The sequence below is a fragment of the Pelotalea chapellei genome (genome assembly GCF_018531195.1).
Taxonomy (GTDB): Bacteria; Desulfobacterota; Desulfuromonadia; order Geobacterales; family Pseudopelobacteraceae; genus Pelotalea; species Pelotalea chapellei.
This window is the reverse complement of record NZ_JAHDYS010000009.1, coordinates 162,462-180,797: the sequence shown is the minus strand read 5'-3', so window position 1 is coordinate 180,797 and position 18,336 is coordinate 162,462. Positions and strand designations below refer to the sequence as shown.

Annotated in this window: 19 protein-coding genes and 1 pseudogene; 15 read left to right on the top strand and 5 right to left on the bottom strand. The window is 50.5% G+C overall.

Annotation, left to right across the window (positions count from 1 at the left end; genetic code table 11):
* Position 1 precedes the first annotated feature (1 nt).
* A complete protein-coding gene (locus KJB30_RS11320) occupies positions 2-640 on the bottom strand; it encodes a response regulator (RefSeq protein ID WP_246545644.1) in 639 nt (212 codons plus the stop codon).
* A 335-nt stretch (positions 641-975) separates the two neighbouring features.
* Between KJB30_RS11320 and KJB30_RS11315 the strand changes: the two genes are divergently transcribed.
* The 4 genes from KJB30_RS11315 (at position 976) to KJB30_RS11300 (ending at position 6,945) form a co-directional block, all read left to right on the top strand.
* Entirely contained in the window at positions 976-2,097 is a 1,122-nt protein-coding gene (locus tag KJB30_RS11315; RefSeq protein ID WP_214299212.1) for a hybrid sensor histidine kinase/response regulator, read from the top strand.
* A 147-nt stretch (positions 2,098-2,244) separates the two neighbouring features.
* Positions 2,245-4,233 carry an ATP-binding protein gene (locus KJB30_RS11310; protein ID WP_214299210.1) on the top strand — a complete coding sequence of 663 codons (1,989 nt, stop codon included), beginning with the start codon at positions 2,245-2,247 and terminating at the stop codon, positions 4,231-4,233.
* 150 nt (positions 4,234-4,383) lie between these two features.
* Positions 4,384-4,827 carry a response regulator gene (locus tag KJB30_RS11305; RefSeq protein ID WP_246545643.1) on the top strand — a complete coding sequence of 148 codons (444 nt, stop codon included), beginning with the start codon at positions 4,384-4,386 and terminating at the stop codon, positions 4,825-4,827.
* Positions 4,828-4,992: 165 nt separating this feature from the next.
* Positions 4,993-6,945 (top strand): hybrid sensor histidine kinase/response regulator, encoded by a 1,953-nt coding sequence (locus KJB30_RS11300; RefSeq protein WP_214299208.1) that lies wholly within the window; start codon positions 4,993-4,995, stop codon positions 6,943-6,945.
* A gap of 6 nt (positions 6,946-6,951) precedes the next feature.
* Here KJB30_RS11300 and ligD read toward each other — a convergent pair whose 3' ends face one another.
* On the bottom strand, positions 6,952-9,453 hold the full coding sequence (ligD, locus tag KJB30_RS11295; RefSeq protein WP_214299206.1) for a DNA ligase D: 2,502 nt from the start codon (positions 9,451-9,453) through the stop codon (positions 6,952-6,954).
* A 68-nt stretch (positions 9,454-9,521) separates the two neighbouring features.
* Complete coding sequence (ku, locus tag KJB30_RS11290; RefSeq protein WP_214299204.1) at positions 9,522-10,301, bottom strand: non-homologous end joining protein Ku; 780 nt, start codon at positions 10,299-10,301, stop codon at positions 9,522-9,524.
* Positions 10,302-10,494: 193 nt separating this feature from the next.
* Here ku and KJB30_RS11285 point away from each other — a divergent pair, with 193 nt between their 5' ends.
* Both KJB30_RS11285 and KJB30_RS11280 read left to right on the top strand, forming a co-directional pair.
* Entirely contained in the window at positions 10,495-10,656 is a 162-nt protein-coding gene (locus KJB30_RS11285; RefSeq protein WP_214299203.1) for a DUF1328 domain-containing protein, read from the top strand.
* On the top strand, positions 10,617-11,669 hold the full coding sequence (locus KJB30_RS11280; RefSeq protein WP_367618972.1) for a DUF535 family protein: 1,053 nt from the start codon (positions 10,617-10,619) through the stop codon (positions 11,667-11,669). Before KJB30_RS11285 ends, KJB30_RS11280 begins: the two co-directional genes overlap by 40 nt.
* A gap of 5 nt (positions 11,670-11,674) precedes the next feature.
* Here the strand turns inward: KJB30_RS11280 and KJB30_RS11275 are convergent, their stop codons facing one another.
* Positions 11,675-11,944, bottom strand: a complete 270-nt coding sequence (locus KJB30_RS11275) for a hypothetical protein (protein ID WP_214299201.1) — start codon at positions 11,942-11,944, stop codon at positions 11,675-11,677.
* A gap of 14 nt (positions 11,945-11,958) precedes the next feature.
* Here KJB30_RS11275 and KJB30_RS11270 point away from each other — a divergent pair, with 14 nt between their 5' ends.
* Positions 11,959-12,513, top strand: coding sequence for a hypothetical protein (locus KJB30_RS11270; RefSeq protein WP_214299200.1), 555 nt, complete (start codon positions 11,959-11,961; stop codon positions 12,511-12,513).
* A 113-nt stretch (positions 12,514-12,626) separates the two neighbouring features.
* Positions 12,627-13,580: a YihY/virulence factor BrkB family protein gene (locus tag KJB30_RS11265; protein WP_246545641.1), complete on the top strand. Its 954-nt coding sequence runs from the start codon at positions 12,627-12,629 to the stop codon at positions 13,578-13,580.
* Between the two features lie 79 nt (positions 13,581-13,659).
* On the opposite strand, the gene KJB30_RS11260 is transcribed toward KJB30_RS11265, so the two are convergent.
* Positions 13,660-13,848, bottom strand: a complete 189-nt coding sequence (locus KJB30_RS11260) for a hypothetical protein (RefSeq protein ID WP_214299199.1) — start codon at positions 13,846-13,848, stop codon at positions 13,660-13,662.
* A 261-nt stretch (positions 13,849-14,109) separates the two neighbouring features.
* Here KJB30_RS11260 and KJB30_RS11255 point away from each other — a divergent pair, with 261 nt between their 5' ends.
* The 7 genes and pseudogenes from KJB30_RS11255 to KJB30_RS11230 all read left to right on the top strand — a co-directional run bounded on the left by KJB30_RS11255 (position 14,110) and on the right by KJB30_RS11230 (position 18,273).
* The gene (locus tag KJB30_RS11255) at positions 14,110-14,781 is read left to right on the top strand and encodes an FAD-dependent oxidoreductase (protein ID WP_214299198.1); all 672 of its coding nucleotides are present in this window, start codon (positions 14,110-14,112) and stop codon (positions 14,779-14,781) included.
* Positions 14,709-14,990: pseudogene (locus KJB30_RS18465) on the top strand (FAD-dependent monooxygenase); the annotation flags it as partial. The gene KJB30_RS11255 and the pseudogene KJB30_RS18465, both read left to right, overlap by 73 nt.
* Positions 14,991-15,317 carry a hypothetical protein gene (locus KJB30_RS18460; protein WP_246545640.1) on the top strand — a complete coding sequence of 109 codons (327 nt, stop codon included), beginning with the start codon at positions 14,991-14,993 and terminating at the stop codon, positions 15,315-15,317.
* A gap of 20 nt (positions 15,318-15,337) precedes the next feature.
* Positions 15,338-16,054 carry a methyltransferase domain-containing protein gene (locus KJB30_RS11245; protein ID WP_214299195.1) on the top strand — a complete coding sequence of 239 codons (717 nt, stop codon included), beginning with the start codon at positions 15,338-15,340 and terminating at the stop codon, positions 16,052-16,054.
* A gap of 76 nt (positions 16,055-16,130) precedes the next feature.
* Positions 16,131-16,967, top strand: a complete 837-nt coding sequence (locus KJB30_RS11240; protein ID WP_214299193.1) for a M23 family metallopeptidase — start codon at positions 16,131-16,133, stop codon at positions 16,965-16,967.
* Between the two features lie 78 nt (positions 16,968-17,045).
* Positions 17,046-17,264: an outer membrane protein assembly factor BamD gene (locus KJB30_RS11235; RefSeq protein ID WP_214299191.1), complete on the top strand. Its 219-nt coding sequence runs from the start codon at positions 17,046-17,048 to the stop codon at positions 17,262-17,264.
* A gap of 7 nt (positions 17,265-17,271) precedes the next feature.
* Positions 17,272-18,273, top strand: a complete 1,002-nt coding sequence (locus KJB30_RS11230) for a glycosyltransferase (RefSeq protein WP_367618971.1) — start codon at positions 17,272-17,274, stop codon at positions 18,271-18,273.
* Positions 18,274-18,336 lie beyond the last annotated feature (63 nt).

The window sequence follows — 18,336 nt, the reverse complement described above, 5'->3', positions numbered from 1 at the left end:
CTTATACCAACTGGTTTTCCAGGGCAAAGCGGGTAAGCTCGGCGTTGTTGTTCATGTTGAGTTTTCGCAGAATGTGAGTCCGATAGGTGCTGATGGTCTTGACGCTCAGCGTCAACTCCGTTGCTATTCTGCCGACCGGCTTGCCCGATGCGATCATGCAAAGCACCTGAAACTCCCGGTTCGAGAGATTTTTATAAATCTGGTCATGGGGTGAATTATCCAGATCAGAGACCAGTGTTTCAGCCAGGCTGGAACTGATATATTTTTTTCCCAGAGCAACCTTGTGCAGCGCTTCAACCAACTCCTGAATCGCGCCACCTTTAGTCAGGTAGCCGCTTGCGCCTGCCTTGAAAGCACGAAGGGCATATTGCTCTTCGGGATGCATGCTCATGACCAGGACCGGCATATGAGGCCTGAGACTCTTGATTTCGGTGAGTATGTCCAGCCCATTTCTGCCAGGCATGGAAATATCCAGGATCACCATGTCGTAGTCATTTTCCCGGACCTTGCCGAGTGCCTCCTGACCATTGGCCGCTTCGCCGGCGACAACCATATTGACAGTAGTTGCAATTACCTGCTTGAGCCCCTCGCAGAAAATCGCATGATCATCGGCAATGAGGATTCTTTTTGAGATGGCCATTCAGCTCTCCTTGGCATCGGCGGTCAGGCACAAAAAAACCTTGTCCCCGCCTCATGGTTCAGAAGGGGAATAGCATCAAGCATGCCACCCGCCCCGTACTCCAAATAGCAATATAATTACGGCTAGTTAGACAAAGGGGCTCCGTGTTGCAAACTTCCACTCAGCTCCTTTTTCGCCTTAATTTTTTAACAGCTTGTAAAAAAATCACCTGAACAGAACTAATCTCCCATTTCAATGTATCCCCCCACAGCACCGCTTCCTTGACATGTTCCGGTTATAAATTATTCTCGAAATGAGTTTTAATATTCACTAATTCAGGTGATTGAGGCTTTTAAATGGCGGGTGATGAAGATTTCAGTGATATTTCCCTGCTTTGTGTCGAGGATGAACAGGCAGCCCGGGAAAAACTTTGCGACGCTTTGTCCCGGCACTATCACGGCATGAGAATTTTCACCGGAAACGATGGCGAGCAGGGTCTTGAATGTTTCCATCGCAATCGGCCCGAGATCGTTGTCACAGATGTCTGCATGCCCGGGACAGACGGCATAACAATGGCCGCCGGCATTAAAGCGGCTATGCCTGCCACAGAGATAATCGCCCTGACTGCCCATGGTGAGTCGCACCATCTGCTAGGTGCAATCGAAATTGGCATCAACAGCTATATTCTGAAGCCGGTTGTTCTGGAACGGCTATTTGAGGCGATCGACGGAACCCTGACCAGAATCAGGGACAAACGGCGAATAGAGGCGCTTAACGCGCAACTTGCGTGCAAGGCACGGGAGTTGGAACATCTCAATGCGGAACTTGATTCTTTTGCATCCATGGTAGCCCATGACCTACGCACACCATTGGCTTCAATGACCACACTGGCCGAACTTGTGCAGAAACAGCACAATGAATCGCCGGACGCCGGCAGCCGAAAGAATCTCTCCATCCTGCATACCGAACTGGTGAGGATGAACAACCTCGTGGAGAAGATGCTCGCCTTTTCCCGCTGTTCACGCGGAGGGTTGGACAAGAAGTGGACCGATCTGAGCAGCATAGCGGCGGAGATAGTTGAAAGATTGCGCTCACAGGATCCCCAACGAGAAGTGGTTTTCAGGATTGCCGACTCGGTCCATGCTTTTGGCGACCCTCTGCTCTTGCGGGTCGTGCTGGAGAACCTGTTATCAAATGCATGGAAGTATTCGACCGGCACGAGTGACGCACTGATTGAATTCGATTCAATCAGTACGGAAGAGGATTTGATTTATTTTGTCAGGGATAATGGCAGGGGATTTGTGCAGCGTGAAGAATCGGGCCTTTTTTCTGAATTTCACCGTGGCGGGCAGGATCCAACCATCGATGGTTTCGGCATCGGGCTGGCCACTGTCCGCAAGATACTAGAGCGGCATGGCGGCAGAATCTGGGCCGAGAGCAATCCAGGCAGCGGAGCAGTGTTTTTCTTTACCCTCTAAAATCATTCTTCAGGAACCCTTCCTACTTTTTCCAGCGTACCTTTTGCCTCAAATAATTAAAATCATCTAAATTGAAATCACCAGCTTCTGCGTATATTGTCCCCATTAAAAATCACTTGCACCCCACGCTCCCTAAAAGGTCCTATCATGAAAAAGTTGTTTCTGCTCGGCCTCGTAGCGACCATGCTGCTGTATTTCGGGATTGCAGCCAATGCCGAAGAGACGCGAGTGGTACGAGTGGGGGCTTTTAACTTCTTCCCAGGCATTTTCAAGAACAGCGATGGAGAGATACAGGGTTTCTATGTTGATGCTTTGACCGAGATTGGGCGGCGTGAAAACATACGTTTCGAGTACGTGTTCGGCTCCTGGAGCGAGGGCTTGGAGCGACTGAAATCTGGCGAAGTCGATCTTCTTACCAGTGTAGCCCATACTCCGGAACGTGAGGAGTTCATGGATTACGCGAAGACACCCCTGCTGACTGTGTGGGGTGAGCTTTATGTACCGCTGGAATCACCCATCGAAGGCATTCGCCAGATAGAGAAAAAGAAGGTGGCCCTCATGAAGGGGGACATCAGCGGCCGAAATTTTATTGCTTTGGTCGAAAAATTCCACATCAACTGTACCTTTGTGGAACTGCCCGGATTTGATGATGTCTTCAAGGCTGTGGCGGAAAAAAAGGCCGATGCCGGGGTGGTAAGCAGTGTCTTTGGCGCCGCCAGGCACAAAGATAGCGGACTGCGCTCCACAGGCATTGTTTTCAATCCTTTTGACATTTTCTTCACCGTGGGCAAGGGAAAACACCAAGGGCTTATCACCACGCTTGACAGCTATTTGACCACATGGCGTCAGCAAAAAGACTCGGCTTACAGCAGAGCGCGCCAGAAGTGGACCTACGGCAGCGATGACCCTACGACCCCCGAATGGCTGATCGATTCGATTGTGGTGCTGGGTGGCTTGATGGTTGCTGCTTCCGGTTTCATTATTCTTCTCAGGCGCCAGGTGAGTCGTGCAACTGCCACAATTCTGCAGCGTGAAACACACCTGCGTGAGAGCACGGAAATGGTGACCTTACTGCTCAACTCCACTGCGGAGGCGATCTACGGACTGGACACCCAGGGCAACTGTACATTCTGCAATGCTTCTTGCGTAAGCATGCTGGGGTATGATGCTCCCGAGCAGTTATTGGGCAAAAACATGCACTCACTGATTCACCACCACCATGTGGATGGCAGACCATTTGACGGCAGGGAGTGTTCCATTTTCAAATCCTTTCAGGATGGAACAGAAACCCATATGGATGACGAAGTGCTCTGGAGATCTGACGGTTCCTCTTTTCAGGCGGAGTACTGGTCTCACCCGATACGGCATGAGGGAGAGATTGTCGGCTCAGTTGTGACTTTTCTGGACATAACCACCCGTAAACAATACGAAAAGGAGCTTCAGGACAAAAATGCAGAACTGGAGCGTTTCACCTATACCGTCTCCCATGACCTCAAGAGTCCGCTGATCACCATCAAAAGCTTTGCCGGTTCCATACGCAGGGACCTGGCCGCGGGAAGATCAGATCGTCTGGATAAAGATCTCACCAGAATAGAAAATTCAGCGGACAGGATGAGTTCCCTGCTGAGTGACCTTTTGGAGCTTTCCCGCATCGGCAGGATTATTGCACCAGCCGAACTGGTTGATATGAACGAACTGGTGAATGAGGTGCTGAATCATCTGACCGGACTGCTTCGGGAAAACCCGATACAGATAACGGTACAACCCGGCCTTCCTTCGCTCTACTGCGACCGTCAACGCATTGCCGAGGTTGTTCAGAATCTGGTGGAAAATGCTGTTAAATACATGGGCGCACAGCAGGCCCCCCGCATCATGATTGGGATGCGTACAGAGCAAGGCAGACAAATCTTCTTTATTCAGGATAACGGCAGCGGAATTGATCCCAGATACCACACGACCATCTTTGGCCTGTTCGACAAGCTCGATGCAGGGAGTGACGGCACCGGAATCGGCCTGGCATTGGCCAAGAGAATCGTGGAGGTGCATGGCGGCAGTCTGTGGGTAGAGTCGAAGGGTTCCGGTTGCGGGAGTACTTTCTGTTTTACACTCGACAGGCAGTGCCTTGCATCCACCTAAAACGTGTTGAAAAGCTCAGGCTGTTCAAAAATAGTCAGATCGTCGCAACCGGAGAACGCCCCGCGGAAGCGTAGCAGCGCTACGCTGCACAAGGTGGCTTTCGAGGATGGCGGCGAGATGGCTGTTTTTCAACAACCTTAAGGAGAGGATATGTTGAAAGGTGAGCCATTAACAGTCCTGCTGGTGGAAGATAATCCGGACCATGCCGAACTGGTGCTTCGCAATCTGGCCGACTCTCAGGTAGCCAATACCATCATGCATGTGGAGGATGGCGAAGCAGCTCTCGATTACCTGCATGGAAAAGGCAAATACGCCGATCGCCTGGCGTTCCCCATGCCGCACCTGATGCTGCTCGATCTGCGGTTGCCCAAGATCGATGGACTGGAGGTGCTCAAAGAAGTCAAGGAGCATCCTGACCTGCGGGCTCTGCCGGTAGTCATTCTGACAACATCCGATGCTGAACGGGATGTGGCCCGTGCCTATCACCATCATGCCAACAGTTATCTTCTCAAACCGGTAAATTTCGACTCTTTCGGCAAACTAATGAAAGAACTGGGGTTTTATTGGCTGGCCTGGAACCGACGCCCCTGGTAGCAATGTTCTAAGGAGGTTGTTGAAAAACAGCCATCTCGCCGCCGTCCTCGAAAGCCACCTTGTGCGACGTAGCGCTGCTACGTCTCCGCGGGGCTTTCTCCGGGAGCGACGATCTGACTATTTTTGAACAACCTGGGTTTCTCAACACCCTGTTAAGGAGTGCTTATGCTGACCGATAGTCCGTCGGCCCTGCTGATACTTATTGTTGAAGATGATCAAGGTCATGCCGAACTGATCGAAAGAGCTTTCGATGATGCTGCGGATTCGTATCGCCTGCTGTTTGCCACGACACTGAAGGAAGCCCGCCAAGTCCTGCAATGCCACGTTCCGCGGCTTGTTCTGACAGACTACCGTCTTCCTGATGGAAGCGGCAGCGAGCTGGTGACAACTGCGGAAGGTGCATGGCCTGTAATCCTGATGACTTCCCATGGAAGCGAACAACTGGCCGTGGAAGCTTTGAAGGCAGGTGTACAAGATTATATTGTCAAATCGCCGGAAACGTTTGCTTCGTTATCACGCATAGTGCAGCGTGTCCTGCGGGAATGGGACATGCTCCAGGAGCGCCGCGAGATAGAGGAGGCAATTCACCGCGCCAAGCACGAATGGGAACAGACTTTCGATGCGGTTCCCGATCTGATTGCCATCATCGATGGACAACAGACCATAACCCGCGCCAACAGAGCCATGGCAGAGCGATACGGATGTCGCACCGCCGATCTTATCGGCCGCAAGTGCTATGACGTAATGTATGGTGCCGCGTGTGTCCCCAATTCGTGTCCTCATCACCGTCTGCTGCAGGACAAACAGGAACATGTACAGGAAATACATGAGGAGTTGCTGGGCAGGAGTTTCGATATCTCCGTATCACCGTTGCTTGATCCGGCAGGCAACCTGAAGGCTTGCGTTCACGTGGCACGGGATATCACTGCACGCAAAAAAGCGGAAGAAGAGCGTCTACTGCTGGAGGAACAGTTCAGACAGGCGCAGAAACTGGAGAGCCTGGGGGTGCTCTCCGGAGGGATTGCCCACGATTTCAACAACATACTCTCCATCATCCTGGGACATTGTTTTCTGATCAAGGATGACCGGAAAACCGATGATGCCTGCAGGCAACATGTGGATAAGATCGAAACAGCAGCGCAGCGGGCCGCTGACCTGTGCCGCCAGATGCTGGCCTACGCCGGCAAGGACAGGCCGGTACAGGCATGCATCCAGATTGGGCCGGTTGTGAATGAGATAATGAAGATGCTTGGTTCCGGCATTGACAAAAACGTGGCAGTAGAAGTCGAGCTTGGCCATGATGTGCCGGAAATCATGGCTAACAGTAGCCAGATCCAGCAGATTGTCATGAACCTGGCCATAAACGCTTCCGAGGCAATTGGCTGCATGCCAGGAACTATCCGGGTGATGCTTGGCAGAAAAGTCGTGACACCCGGGCAGGAAGAGTTTGATTTTCAAGGCAAGGCATTGCCGTGCGGTGTGTATGCCTGTCTGGAGATTTCAGACAGCGGCTGCGGCATGAATGAAGAAACCTGCAGACGTATTTTCGAACCTTTCTACACCACGAAATTCACAGGTCGCGGCCTGGGAATGTCGGCAACACTCGGCATCATCAATGCCCACACAGGTGCTGTACAGTTTTCCAGCACTCCCGGTGCAGGCACAACCTTCAGGGTTTTCTTTCCGTCAGCTGCCCCTCAGACAGAAATCAAGCCCATGGCGCCGGCCTCCTCCCATATCGAAGCTTCGGATAACAAATCCGGTGTAATCCTGCTGGTAGACGATGAGGAGTGCCTGCGGGACATTGGGACAGCGCATTTGCAGTCACTCGGCTTTTCAGTCATCTCCGCTTCAAATGGACGCGAAGCACTGGAAGTTTTCAGGCGGCACGGGAGTTCGATCAACCTGATCATGATGGATATGACCATGCCTGTCATGGGGGGCAGAGAAGCTTATCTCGAAATTCGCAGACAGCATTCCTCGCTTCCGATTGTTATCTGCAGCGGCCATGGCCTGGAAGGTTTTGCAAAGTCAGTTGCACATGACAGTCGTGCCGGCATACTTCCGAAACCGTACACATCCGGACAGCTTCAAAACGTTCTGGCAACTTTTTTGTGATGCTGATCATTCCAGCCTTTTCAGACATGCTTCCAGATCCACACCCTCCCCAAGAATTCCCCTGAAAAGATCCCCTTTTTTTTCCAGCCGCTCGTGAATCGTGCGAATGGTAAAGTCAGCAGGATTCAGGCCAGGCTTCACCTCGTCCCATTCCAATGGTGTTGATACGGTAGCCCCTGGGCGCGGCCGAATGCTGTACGGTGCGGCAACAGTCTGACCGCGTCGGTTCTGAAGATAATCCAGGTACACCCTGTTCTGCCGTTTGGATGGTGACCGCACCAGGCTGGTGAAATCCGGTACCAGGTTGTGAGCCAGTTGAGCGATCAGGTGTGCAAAGGTTCCGGCTGTCTCATAGTCATAACGGGCGGCCAATGGGATATAGATGTGCATTCCGCTGGCACCGGATGTCTTGGGAAAAGCGGTGATGCCGACTGTGTCCAGCACTTGGCGAACTGCCAGTGCCGCTTCGACAACTTTTTCAAATGAAATGTCTTCAGGATCCAGGTCGATCACCAGGTGATCGGGATTATTCAGATTCTCAATACGGGAGAGCCAGGGATTGATTTCGATGCAGCCGAGGTTGGCCATGTACAGCAGCGTCTGCTGATCCTGGCAGAGGAGGTAGGAAATATCCTTGTCGTTGGATTCGGAAAAAATCTGTTTGGTTGGGATCCACGGTGCGACAGCATCCCGGGTCTCTTTCTGAAAGAAGCCTTTTTCCGTGATCCCATGCGGGGTGCGGTACAAAGACTCCGGGCGGTCCTTCAGATACGGAAGAATATAGTCGGAAATCCTGCGGTAATAGTCGATCACATCGCCCTTGGTGTAACCCTCCTCGGGCCAGAAGATCTTATCAAGATTGGTAAAATGGACCTTGCCCCGTACTGACCTGCTGCGCTCCAGCTGCTCTTTTTCATCTTCAGGCGTTGGGACTACCAGCTCCGGTATTTCCCGTATCACGGCTGCCGGCTCCTTGTCCTCCCGCAGCCCCAAAAAAACCGGGTGGCGCATGACTTTTTCGCCGGTCCACTCGGTGAAGGAAACTTCACACACCAACTGCGGCCGCACCCAGGTCACCGCCATGGCGGCCGGGACTTTTGCACTGAAAGGAGAATCAGGGATCACCAGCGACTGCAGCCGATTGTACACATCCCGCAAATCCTCTTCGGCGAATCCTCCGCCGCAGAGCCCGATAAAGGTCAGAACTCTCCCCTCAAAAACTCCCAGCACCAGTGAACCAAAGTAATTGCGGCTTTTTCTCGGCTTGGTGAAGCCGCAAATGATTGCTTCCTGACGAAGTTTAATCTTGATCTTCAGCCACTCGCGGCTTCGCCTTCCGGTCAGGTATCTGCTGCTGACTTTTTTTGCAATAATGCCCTCGAGACTATTCTGCCGCGCCAGATCACACAGGGCCAGCCCCTGCCCCGGAACATGATCGCTGTACCTGACGCTGTCCAGCTCAGGCACCATACTGCGAAGCATGTTCTTACGCTCCAGCAGAGTATGACTGCGCAAATCTCTTCCGTCCAGGTAGAGCAGATCAAAGACGAAGTAGGCGATTGTTCCCATCCCATGGCGGCTATAGTTCTGCAGCAGTTGAAAGTCCGAGCGGCCATTGTCATCCAGGGCTACCAGCTCGCCGTCCAGAACAGCATCATGTCCGATTGTTTCCAGATCGCTGACAATGGAAGGGAATTTAAGGGTAAAGGGGAGGTCATTGCGCGAGTACAGCGATACTGCCCCTTGCTGGATTTCTGCAATGGCTCTATAGCCATCCAGTTTGACTTCAAATATCCAGTCAGGATCATCAAATGCATTCACAACAGGGGTTGCCAGCATCGGTGCAACATGATGCGGCATCGGATCAGGAGGATCTTTGCGGTCTTGGTGCATCGCAGCTTTTGGTGCGTGGGCAGGGTCTTGCACTTTGAGTTCTTCCACCGTTTCATTACTGACAACCGAACGGTCCTTGAGAGTAATGTCCTCCGGCGTGGCAAAAGCATCATGTTTTTTGAGAAGCAGCCATGAGTTGCCTTTGCCCCCCGTGCGTGCATCACGCTGTATCTTCACCAGGGCAAATTCTCCCCGCAGCTTTTGTCCATGCAGAATGAACTTGATATCCCCCTTATTGAGTCCATTGCGAATGGCCGTTTCGCTGGCCGGCCTGTCCTGTGTGCCTGCCGCATGGTAGGTCCCCTGATCCCAGATGATTACCTCTCCGGCCCCGTAATTTCCAGGGGGTATGACACCTTCAAAGTTCCGGTATTCATAGGGATGGTCCTCAACCTGCATGGCAAGACGCTTGTGAGAGGGGTCAAGGCTTGGCCCTTTGGGAATTGCCCAGCTTTTGAGAACACCATCCAGCTCTATCCGGAAGTCGTAGTGTAGATGTGAGGCAGCATGTTTCTGGACCACGAAGCGCAAACCGGCTTCCGGTTTCTCTATCAGTGCGGGAGGTTCCTTGCTGCGGGAGACGTTTCTTTTCTTTGTATATTCTTCAAGACTCATCATGGCTCCGGTTTCAGATGTGCTATGGTTCCGGAGAAAGGGAGGGAGGAAGGATCAGCAACTGCTGGTCAGGCAGCTTTCTTCTGTTCTTTTTTGAGACTCTCTTTCAGAAGAGCCATCAGATCTATGACCTGAGCTCTCTGAACCTGTTTGACAGGTGGCTTCCTCTCAATGTGACGGGCTTTCTCCTCTATCAGGGTCATCAGTTCCTCTTTGTAGGTGTCCTTGTACTGGGCAGGATCAAAGCTTACCGACAGCTGGTCTATGAGCGTCAGAGCCAGCTTGACCTCCTGCTCTTTGATGTTTTCTCCCGCCGGAAGATTAAGTTCATTGAAACTGCGCACCTGGGTATTGTATCTGACACCGTTCAGCAACAGCATATTGTCCAGAGGCTTCACAATCCCCAGATTAGGCCGGTTCCTGAGCACATAGGAAGCGACCCCCACTTTGCCCGATTGTTTCAAGGCCTCACGTAACAGTGCATAGGCCTTGGTTCCGGTTCGCTCAGGTTCAAGGTAATAGGGCTTTTCGAAATAACGGCAATCGATTTCCTTTTCGTCAATGAAGTTAATGATATCGATTAAATGATTCTTTTCAGCATGCAGGTTTTCAAAATCCTGATCCGTCAGTACGATGTACTCGCCTTTGGAGTATTCATATCCCTTGACAATGTCGCTGTTGGAAACCTCCTTGTTATCATCCCGACAGACTTTTAAATACTTTATGGAACATAGGTCATCCTTTCGGAGCATATCCAGATCGACTGTAGCACTGTCCGAACCACTGAAGAGTTTTACCGGAATATTCACCAAGCCAAAGCTGATCGAACCTGACCACATTGCTCTCATATCGGTCCTCCTTTAACTCTGTTACTCGCTTAAAAAATCACAACCAGTAGGTACAAGAATTTTAACATAATTCCCCGCATTCTTCCTACCCATCCCTGGCGAGAATTTCGGTATGGCTTGAAATGGGATGTTCCTCTGATAGTATTGATTATAGATAGCAAATATTCCATCAAAGATTCCACTGGAGGTATGTATGCTGAGGTGGGGAATCATATTTTTTATAATAGCTTTGATAGCGGCTTTTTTCGGTTTCGTTGGAGTTGCAGGCGTCGCTATCGATATTGCTAAATTTTTGTTCTATGTTTTCCTTGTGTTATGCATCATTTCCTTTGTTTTCGTGCTGGTAAAACGCTGAACAAGAAAAGCAGAATACATATGAGTACCCTCAGATGCTTGGCAAGCTGCTTAAAAGCTCATAAAAATACTGGAATTATCAAATCATCTTTAAGGAAGTTACAGCAGTTGTTTTTATTTTGCGTCAATTTTAACGGGTATCTGGCCATAAGGAAAACCCTCTGCAGCCCTGGATTGTGCTGCATAATGCGGCACAATCCCAGGACACCCTTCAAGTTTGTCGGCAATTACATATCCCTCTCCCTTTCATGCACGAGCAGACTCAGTATGCTTCTGCATCATTATCGATTTATCGATACCCATTATGTTACCGCATTTTCATCCGACCTTCTCAAGGAACAGATCAACCTGTGGGAAACACAACGAGTTGATGACACCTATACTGTCGGTCTCACAATTTCCGATCACGACCTGGAGGGGGATCTGTCCCTGGTCCTGAAAAGAAACATGCAGAAGGTGTATGTGCTCTCCTTTACAGTTGTGCCGGGGGAGATAATTCAGGGATCAGGACATACCTTGTTCGTAAGTCGTATTCAGGGAATTAAAAATCCTGACATAGTTCGAACTGCGACCAAGGCACTCGGCGATGTATCTCCTCCAATGATATTGCTGACAGCGGCCAGAGCTATTGCCATGGCATCCGGGATCAGTTGCTTGGCCGGTGTCAGTTCTGCGACGCAGATTACTGTAGGCGAAGAAGACTCGCCCGAACAGGGATGCTACTTCAACTACGACGAGTTTTGGCACTCAAAAGGGGGCCTCAGAATGGACAACGGCCTCTTCCGGCTCAGCGTCGCCCCGCATAGCAAACCGGATGATGCCATAACAGGCAAACATCGCACCCGGACATTGCGCAAGCGCCGATTTAGCGATGAACTGCTGGAGAAGTGCCGGGAAAAGTTTGAACTGACCTATCTCAAGAAGGCCGAGACTGAAGCCGTAAAAACCAGCTGGTCAATGCACGTGGCCACACCTCTGGTAGCCTTAGTCACAGAAGCTCTTACGATCTGCTGAAAGATTCATTTTTTGATTGAACCTTCTCCTCTTTCCTTAAACAAATTCGGACAGACCCCTACTTTCAGGTGGCTGTGCGTGTGGTAAAAATTAAGCAACAGAGCCATGTTCTCTGCATCCAACTCATAGACAGGAGGAAGTTCGATGGAAAAAGCAAAAAGAATGATCTTTACAGCAGCCGCGTTGGTCGCTATTTCGGGATTTGCTTTCAGCGCCGGAGCTACCGGCAGCGGTTCAGGTCGAATGGGAAGCGGATCAAGCACCGGAAGTGGCACAGGTGGCTCCACCTATGGTACAGGCTCTGACTCGGGCAGCGGAACAGGCGGTTCCACTTCCGGCGGCATGGGTGGATCCAGCACTGGTAGCGGTACTGGCGGATCAACATATGGCACAGGTTCTGATTCAGGCAGCGGCACTGGCGGATCAACCTATGGAACGGGTTCTGATTCAGGCAGCGGCACTGGAGGTTCCACCTATGGAACGGGCTCTGATTCAGGCAGCGGCACTGGAGGCTCCACCTATGGAACGGGCTCTGATTCAGGCAGCGGCACTGGAGGCTCCACCTACGGCACAGGTGAATCTACCTACGGCACCGGTGGTTCCAGCGGCAGCGGAACAGGCGGATCAACCTATGGAACAGGCTCTGATTCCGGCACCGGTAGCGGTACTGGTGGTTCAACCGATGGGAGCAGCCGTGTTAGTCCCGGCGGTGGCAACAGAGGTGGGGCAGCGTATGGAACCAGCCCCGGCTACAGCACCGGAGCCACCGGAACAGGCAGTGGGACCGGACAACCTGCATATGGTGGCGGCATGGGCGGAAAAATGGACAATTATTCTTCCATGAGCGGTTCCAGAGGAATGAAGAAGAAGTACTAAACGGGATAAGCACCTGAGCGATGGCCTCCATGTGAGGCCATCGTCCTTTCTGGCAAGTAAAGAACTGTTTGAAATTTTAGATTGAGGGAGGTTTCCATTTTCTCCATACGTTCCTATTTCAAACTGGGCCGAATCAGCTATCTGACTTTGGCAAAAAAGGTGTACCACGAAGTTGTTAATGACGGATGCGCAGAATATGCCGCAGCCATGGCTTATTATCTGTTGCTGGCTCTTTTTCCGTTTTTCCTTTTCCTGACCACCCTGCTTGCCTATCTGCCTCTGCCGGATTTCCTCGAATCCATTTTAACGACCATCAAGCGAGTGCTGCCTAATGAGGTATTCGCCCTGTTGCAGGACAACATCCGCAAGCTTTTCTCCGACAAAAAGGGGGGACTTCTGTCCCTCGGATTTCTCCTTGCGATGTGGACATCCTCTAATGCTGTAACTGCAATTATGGAGGTAATGAACAGGCTCTACGAAGTAAAGGAGGGGAGGCCTTTCTGGAAGGTGCGGCTGATCGCAATTTCGTTGGTGATTCTGATTTCCGTACTATTCATTATCTCTCTAGTCCTGCTGATGTTTGGCCCGAAAATAGGAGATTACATTGCAAATCTTGCACAGCTTGGAAATGTTTTCCAGGTTTCATGGGATGTTCTGCTTGTACCCGTAATTCTGTTTCTGCTGATACTGGCCCTGGCTGTTATTTATTACCTGACTCCTGATGTAAAACAGGACTGGAAGTGGATCAGTCCCGGCGCGGTTTTCGCCATTCCCAGCTGGGTACTGGCCTCTTTGGCTTTTTCCTACTACATTAACAATTTCGGCTCCTATGACAAGACCTATGGCAGTATCGGCGCAGTTATAATACTGCTGCTGTGGCTTTATATCAGCGGCTTCATCATTTTGATTGGAGCCGAGATAAATGCGGTTATTGAACACGAATCGCAGGAAGGGAAAGATCCAGGGGAAAAAGTGGAGAATGAATCGGAGCATCGCCAGGATCGTTCCGGCGGTACACCCGACGCCTCGATATGAATGTCTCAAGCGCTAGCGAGGCTGCCAAGGGCGATCCAAGTAAAATCCCCACTGTGAATTCGTTCCCTGGCAGCAATAATTATTTTTGATTCCGGTGCGGAAGACCCTCAATCAAGGATCGAGCCTCCCTGACAGATCGTTCCATTGCCCGCAAATCTCTCTCCATCTGTTCGAAATTGTCCTCATTGAGATGAGATGCCTGCTCCCTTAAAGATCCAATATGCAGTGCCAGCACTTCCCGCACCCGTGATGTTTCCATTCGCGTCATGACGACTCTCCTTTGCCTTGCAAACTCAAACTGTGGACAATTTCGTGAGGCTGACCTGGCTGATCCTGGTGCTGAGGTGGGAATTTACTTGCTCTGCCATTACTATTCCTCCTCATATGCCTGGGTTATCTCTTTGTTTAAGTATATCCCCGAGGTATGGAAGTGCAATTGAGCTGGCCAACCGGGTCTGCAGAGACATAAGTCTTTCCGCTCCATCTGTTGCCATAGCCCTGTGCTCTTCTATACTTTGATATGGGGGTAATGATGCTAGACATCGATGTCATAGTAGTCGGCGCGGGACCTGTTGGCATGGTTGCAGCCCTGCTTGCGGCGAATGAAGGTCTGGAAGTTTTGCTGCTTGAGAAGTCAGACAACCGGCACGTACAGTCCCGTGCAATCGGGATTACACCTCCCTCACTTGAGATATTGCAACACATAGGTCTGACGGATCTCTTACTTGATAAGGGAATTTCCGTACGGTTTGTCCGGATCCACGATGAAACCAGACTGCTTTGCTCATTGGATTTCAGCCAATTGCCCGATACGTTTCCCTTTGTGCTTGCTATCCCTCAGCACAGGACCGAGACCCTTCTGGAGGAAGCAATTGCGCGTGTACCTTCCATCCACCTGCTGAGAGGTCACACTGTTGAGGATGTTTTCATTCAGGGAGAACAAGTGGAGGTGTACGGTGGGCACAGCCAGGGGGGGCGGTTTCATTTTATCTGTCGCTGCCTCCTTGGGTGTGATGGTGGCAGAAGTATCACCAGGGAGGCTTTGGAAATACCTTTTGATGGGGCTTCAGATTCTCAAACTTTTCTTATGGGGGATTTTGAAGACAACGGCACCAGTGGCGACGATGCGTGTTTTTTTTTACGCCACGCGGGTCGGTGGAATCATTTCCCCTACCCGGAGGGCAGCGCCGTTATGTTTTGAGAACAACATCACCTCCTATGCCCGCTTCTTCAAGGGATTATCTGCACAGAGAGCTGAAGGCCCGAGCAGGAATTGCCATTGGAAACGCACGTCAGACATGGGTGAGCAGCTTCGGTGTCCAGCGATATCTGGCAGGAACTTTTACCAGGAACCATGTTTTCCTGTGCGGTGATGCTGCCCACCTCATGTCACCTGTTGGAGGGCAAAACATGAACACTGGGTTTGCCGATGCCGAACTGGCTTGCTGGCTGACGCGATTAGTAATCGAGCGGGCAATACCGTTTGAACAGGCTGGTTCGCTTTACAACCGCGTACGCATGCAAGCAGCCCGCACAGCACTTCGGCGAGCTCATTACATGATGATGGCGGGCACATCAGGAGGATATATCTGGTCTGCTATACGCAATTCATTTCTGACTGCTGTTTTCCAGACACCACTGCGCAAAAAGTTGCTGCGGCAATTTAACATGCTGTCGATCCCTTTCCGCAATCTGGACCATTACAAAACTGTTTTTAAAGCAGAACTAAAACTTTGACACTGCTGGAGGATTGTTTGATGGGTATTATTCCTGACCTTAGAGAGAGGAATCTGACTGACAAGGAGGATATGGATCTTGCAGAGGCCAATGTAGCGACTTTACTGCGCACTGTACGACGGTTCAGGTTGATAAACATGCTGTTCAGCGCCAGCCGTAAAATCTTGCGTGATCATGTTTTCAGCATCATGGAGCGTGACCGACAACGGCACTATACATTGCTGGATGTAGGTGCAGGAGGGTGCGACATTGCGGTGTGGTGTGTACAGGAAGCTCGCCAGCGCAATCTCAGGCTCAAGGTAACTGCATTGGATAACGACCTACGGATCTTGCCCGTTGCGCAGCAGGCTGTCCGGACATATCCGGAAATTACTTTACAAGTTGGAAATGCACTTGAGCTTGAGAAGCTGGGGATGTTTGACTTCATTTTTTCAAATCACTTTCTTCATCATCTTGGATGGGACGAAATCAAGCTCCTTCTCATGCAGGCACTTACTCACACGCGACTTGCCCTGGTCATGAACGATCTCAGACGCACCCACTGGTCTTACCTGGGATGTTCACTTCTGCTTCCTTTTTTTAGCCACGGCAGCTTCGCATTTAAGGACGGGAGACTGTCTATCAGAAGAGGATTTACTGCCAGTGAACTCATTGATTTGATGGATTCCAGCTTCCCCGAAGTTAGGTATATTGTGAAGGAGGTCTTTCCTGCAAGGATAGTAATTGTTTCGTCGTGAGCTGCGGTCCGCTCTCCAGCGCTCAGACGTTCCGCTACTTTGCACACTAAAAATGTTTTGCAAGAAGCAGATTCAAATGATACAAATTTTCTCTCGACTGAATAAACCTCATCCTGCTCCCTCAGAAACATTGGCAAGGCTTCTGGTGCATAAAATCAACTTCAATTCCTGTACTTTCCTGCTGTGCCTGGGCATCATCCTGGCTATCGGCCTGCCCAGTCCGCTGGTTGCAGCGGACAATCCCTCCCTTTTTTTTTCATGGCCCATTGATTGTATCCCAGGGATGAACTGCGCTGGAAGACATTTTCGCATAGGATATCCTGATCTGACTGGTACCGGCAGATCATTTTCCTGCGGGCAGCCCGGTTATACTGGCCATCAAGGAACAGACATCATTGTTTCCTCCATTGAGCAGGATGTTACTGTACTTGCTGCTGCTGAAGGCGTTGTGCGCTGGACACGCGATGGACTTTTTGATCGCTGCCCTGATGCGAATCGGGAATGTGCAGCTGAACTCACCACACATCTTCCTGTGGAAGGGAAGCAGGCTGCCACCTTAGGTTTTAATGCAGGCAATTTCATAGTCGTGGAGCACAATTTTGGACTAAGTCGTTACTTAACCCTCTATGCACACCTTCGTTCAGGTTCCCAGTTAGTCAAGACAGGTGATCATATTGCGAGAGGCACCCGCATCGGAAAAGTTGGCAGTTCCGGTAATTCCATGATTCCACATCTGCACTTTGGGGTGTTTCGTTCAGTGAGCGGCTACTTCCAACCTGTTGACCCGTGGAACGGACCCTGCAACTCTTCCAGTAGTGGTTTATGGGACTCAGATCCACCGTATCAGCCGCTGATTGACAAGATCCTTTTCCAGAAAGATTCGACAGTGGAAGATAACTCGCAACTGCCCTGAAAAATTCTGCCTGATATGTTGAGTTTAATACTTATGCTACCTTATCGTTATCCCGTACGAGTACTTAAAGGAGAGCCCTTGAAACTTTCTCTGGTTAGTCTTTTTATCTTATGTCTCTTAGCCGTGGGCTGTTCCAGCGATAAAAAAGCCACTGAGCTTCTTGATACCGCGCGCTTTGAAGAAAAGCAAAATAATCGTGAACACGCGACCAAACTTTATGAGGAGATCATAAATAAATATCCGAGCTCCTCTGCTGCTGCTACTGCCAAGGCCCGGTTGAGTGAACTCAAACACTAGGATTTCTGTGCCTCGTATATCCATACTCATGCCGGTGCGCAATGAATCCCGCTATTTGAAGGAGGCACTTTTATCTATATTTCGCCAGACACTTGTCGATTGGGAGCTTATCGTAGTCGATGACGGCTCAACAGATGATACCCCAGACATTTTGGCTGCTGCAAGCAGGCAGGATTCCAGGCTAACTCTCCTGTCGACCGGTGGGGCTGGATTAGTTTCAGCTTTAAATATGGGAATTGCTGCTTGCAGCGCCCCTTTGATTGCGCGTATGGATGGTGATGACATAAGTCACCCACAAAGGCTCGAAATCCAGGCATGTTACCTTGATGAACATCCAGAAGTAGGCCTGGTTGCCTGCGGATTCCATCACTTCCCGCGCCATTCCATTAAAAGTGGTATGTCTTCATACGAAAAGTGGCAAAATTGTCTTTGCAGCCACGAAAGTATCATGCTGGAACGATTCGTCGAATCACCCTTCGTTCATCCAAGTGTTATGTTGCGCAAGGAACTGCTTATTAACGCAGGGGGGTATCAAAGTATGGGTTGGGCTGAGGATTACGATCTGTGGCTACGCCTTGCTTCTGAGGGTGTCGGTTTCTTCCGGATTCCGGATACCCTTTTTTTTTGGCGGGATCATCCAGAACGTGCCACACGTACCATGGATGAATATAGCCGTTCGGCTTTTAGAGCCTGCAAGTGTCATTATCTGCTGCTTGATTATCTTAGTGGTGAAAAAAACGTTACCATTGCCGGAGCTGGGCTAGAAGGCCGCGCCTGGCAACGACTTCTATTAAAAAATGGTATAGCTGTCACATGCTGGATAGATGTTGATCCACACAAGATTGGCCGCACCTTGCATGGTGCTCCCGTCATCAGCCCGGACCAGCTGAGCGACAACGGCAACAAGATTCTGGCAGCCATCGGTGTAAAAGGGGCACGTGAGCAGTTCAGAGAAGTGGCTTCGTCCAAAGGACTTGTAGATGGATTAAATTTTATCTGCGTGGCGTAAAGTAAATTCTGTTTTTATCTTATAAATAAGGATTATTACTGCAGTAACTTATAAATTATCTAA

Bases quoted from the DNA above. Each gene is read 5' to 3' on its own strand.
- KJB30_RS11320 (WP_246545644.1), bottom strand. From the start codon at position 640: ATGGCCATCTCAAAAAGAATCCTCATTGCCGATGATCATGCGATTTTC.
- KJB30_RS11315 (WP_214299212.1), top strand. From the start codon at position 976: ATGGCGGGTGATGAAGATTTCAGTGATATTTCCCTGCTTTGTGTCGAG.
- KJB30_RS11310 (WP_214299210.1), top strand. From the start codon at position 2,245: ATGAAAAAGTTGTTTCTGCTCGGCCTCGTAGCGACCATGCTGCTGTAT.
- KJB30_RS11305 (WP_246545643.1), top strand. From the start codon at position 4,384: ATGTTGAAAGGTGAGCCATTAACAGTCCTGCTGGTGGAAGATAATCCG.
- KJB30_RS11300 (WP_214299208.1), top strand. From the start codon at position 4,993: ATGCTGACCGATAGTCCGTCGGCCCTGCTGATACTTATTGTTGAAGAT.
- ligD (WP_214299206.1), bottom strand. From the start codon at position 9,453: ATGAGTCTTGAAGAATATACAAAGAAAAGAAACGTCTCCCGCAGCAAG.
- ku (WP_214299204.1), bottom strand. From the start codon at position 10,301: ATGAGAGCAATGTGGTCAGGTTCGATCAGCTTTGGCTTGGTGAATATT.
- KJB30_RS11285 (WP_214299203.1), top strand. From the start codon at position 10,495: ATGCTGAGGTGGGGAATCATATTTTTTATAATAGCTTTGATAGCGGCT.
- KJB30_RS11280 (WP_367618972.1), top strand. From the start codon at position 10,617: ATGCATCATTTCCTTTGTTTTCGTGCTGGTAAAACGCTGAACAAGAAA.
- KJB30_RS11270 (WP_214299200.1), top strand. From the start codon at position 11,959: ATGGTACAGGCTCTGACTCGGGCAGCGGAACAGGCGGTTCCACTTCCG.
- KJB30_RS11260 (WP_214299199.1), bottom strand. From the start codon at position 13,848: ATGACGCGAATGGAAACATCACGGGTGCGGGAAGTGCTGGCACTGCAT.
- KJB30_RS11255 (WP_214299198.1), top strand. From the start codon at position 14,110: ATGATGCTAGACATCGATGTCATAGTAGTCGGCGCGGGACCTGTTGGC.
- KJB30_RS18460 (WP_246545640.1), top strand. From the start codon at position 14,991: ATGAACACTGGGTTTGCCGATGCCGAACTGGCTTGCTGGCTGACGCGA.
- KJB30_RS11245 (WP_214299195.1), top strand. From the start codon at position 15,338: ATGGGTATTATTCCTGACCTTAGAGAGAGGAATCTGACTGACAAGGAG.
- KJB30_RS11240 (WP_214299193.1), top strand. From the start codon at position 16,131: ATGATACAAATTTTCTCTCGACTGAATAAACCTCATCCTGCTCCCTCA.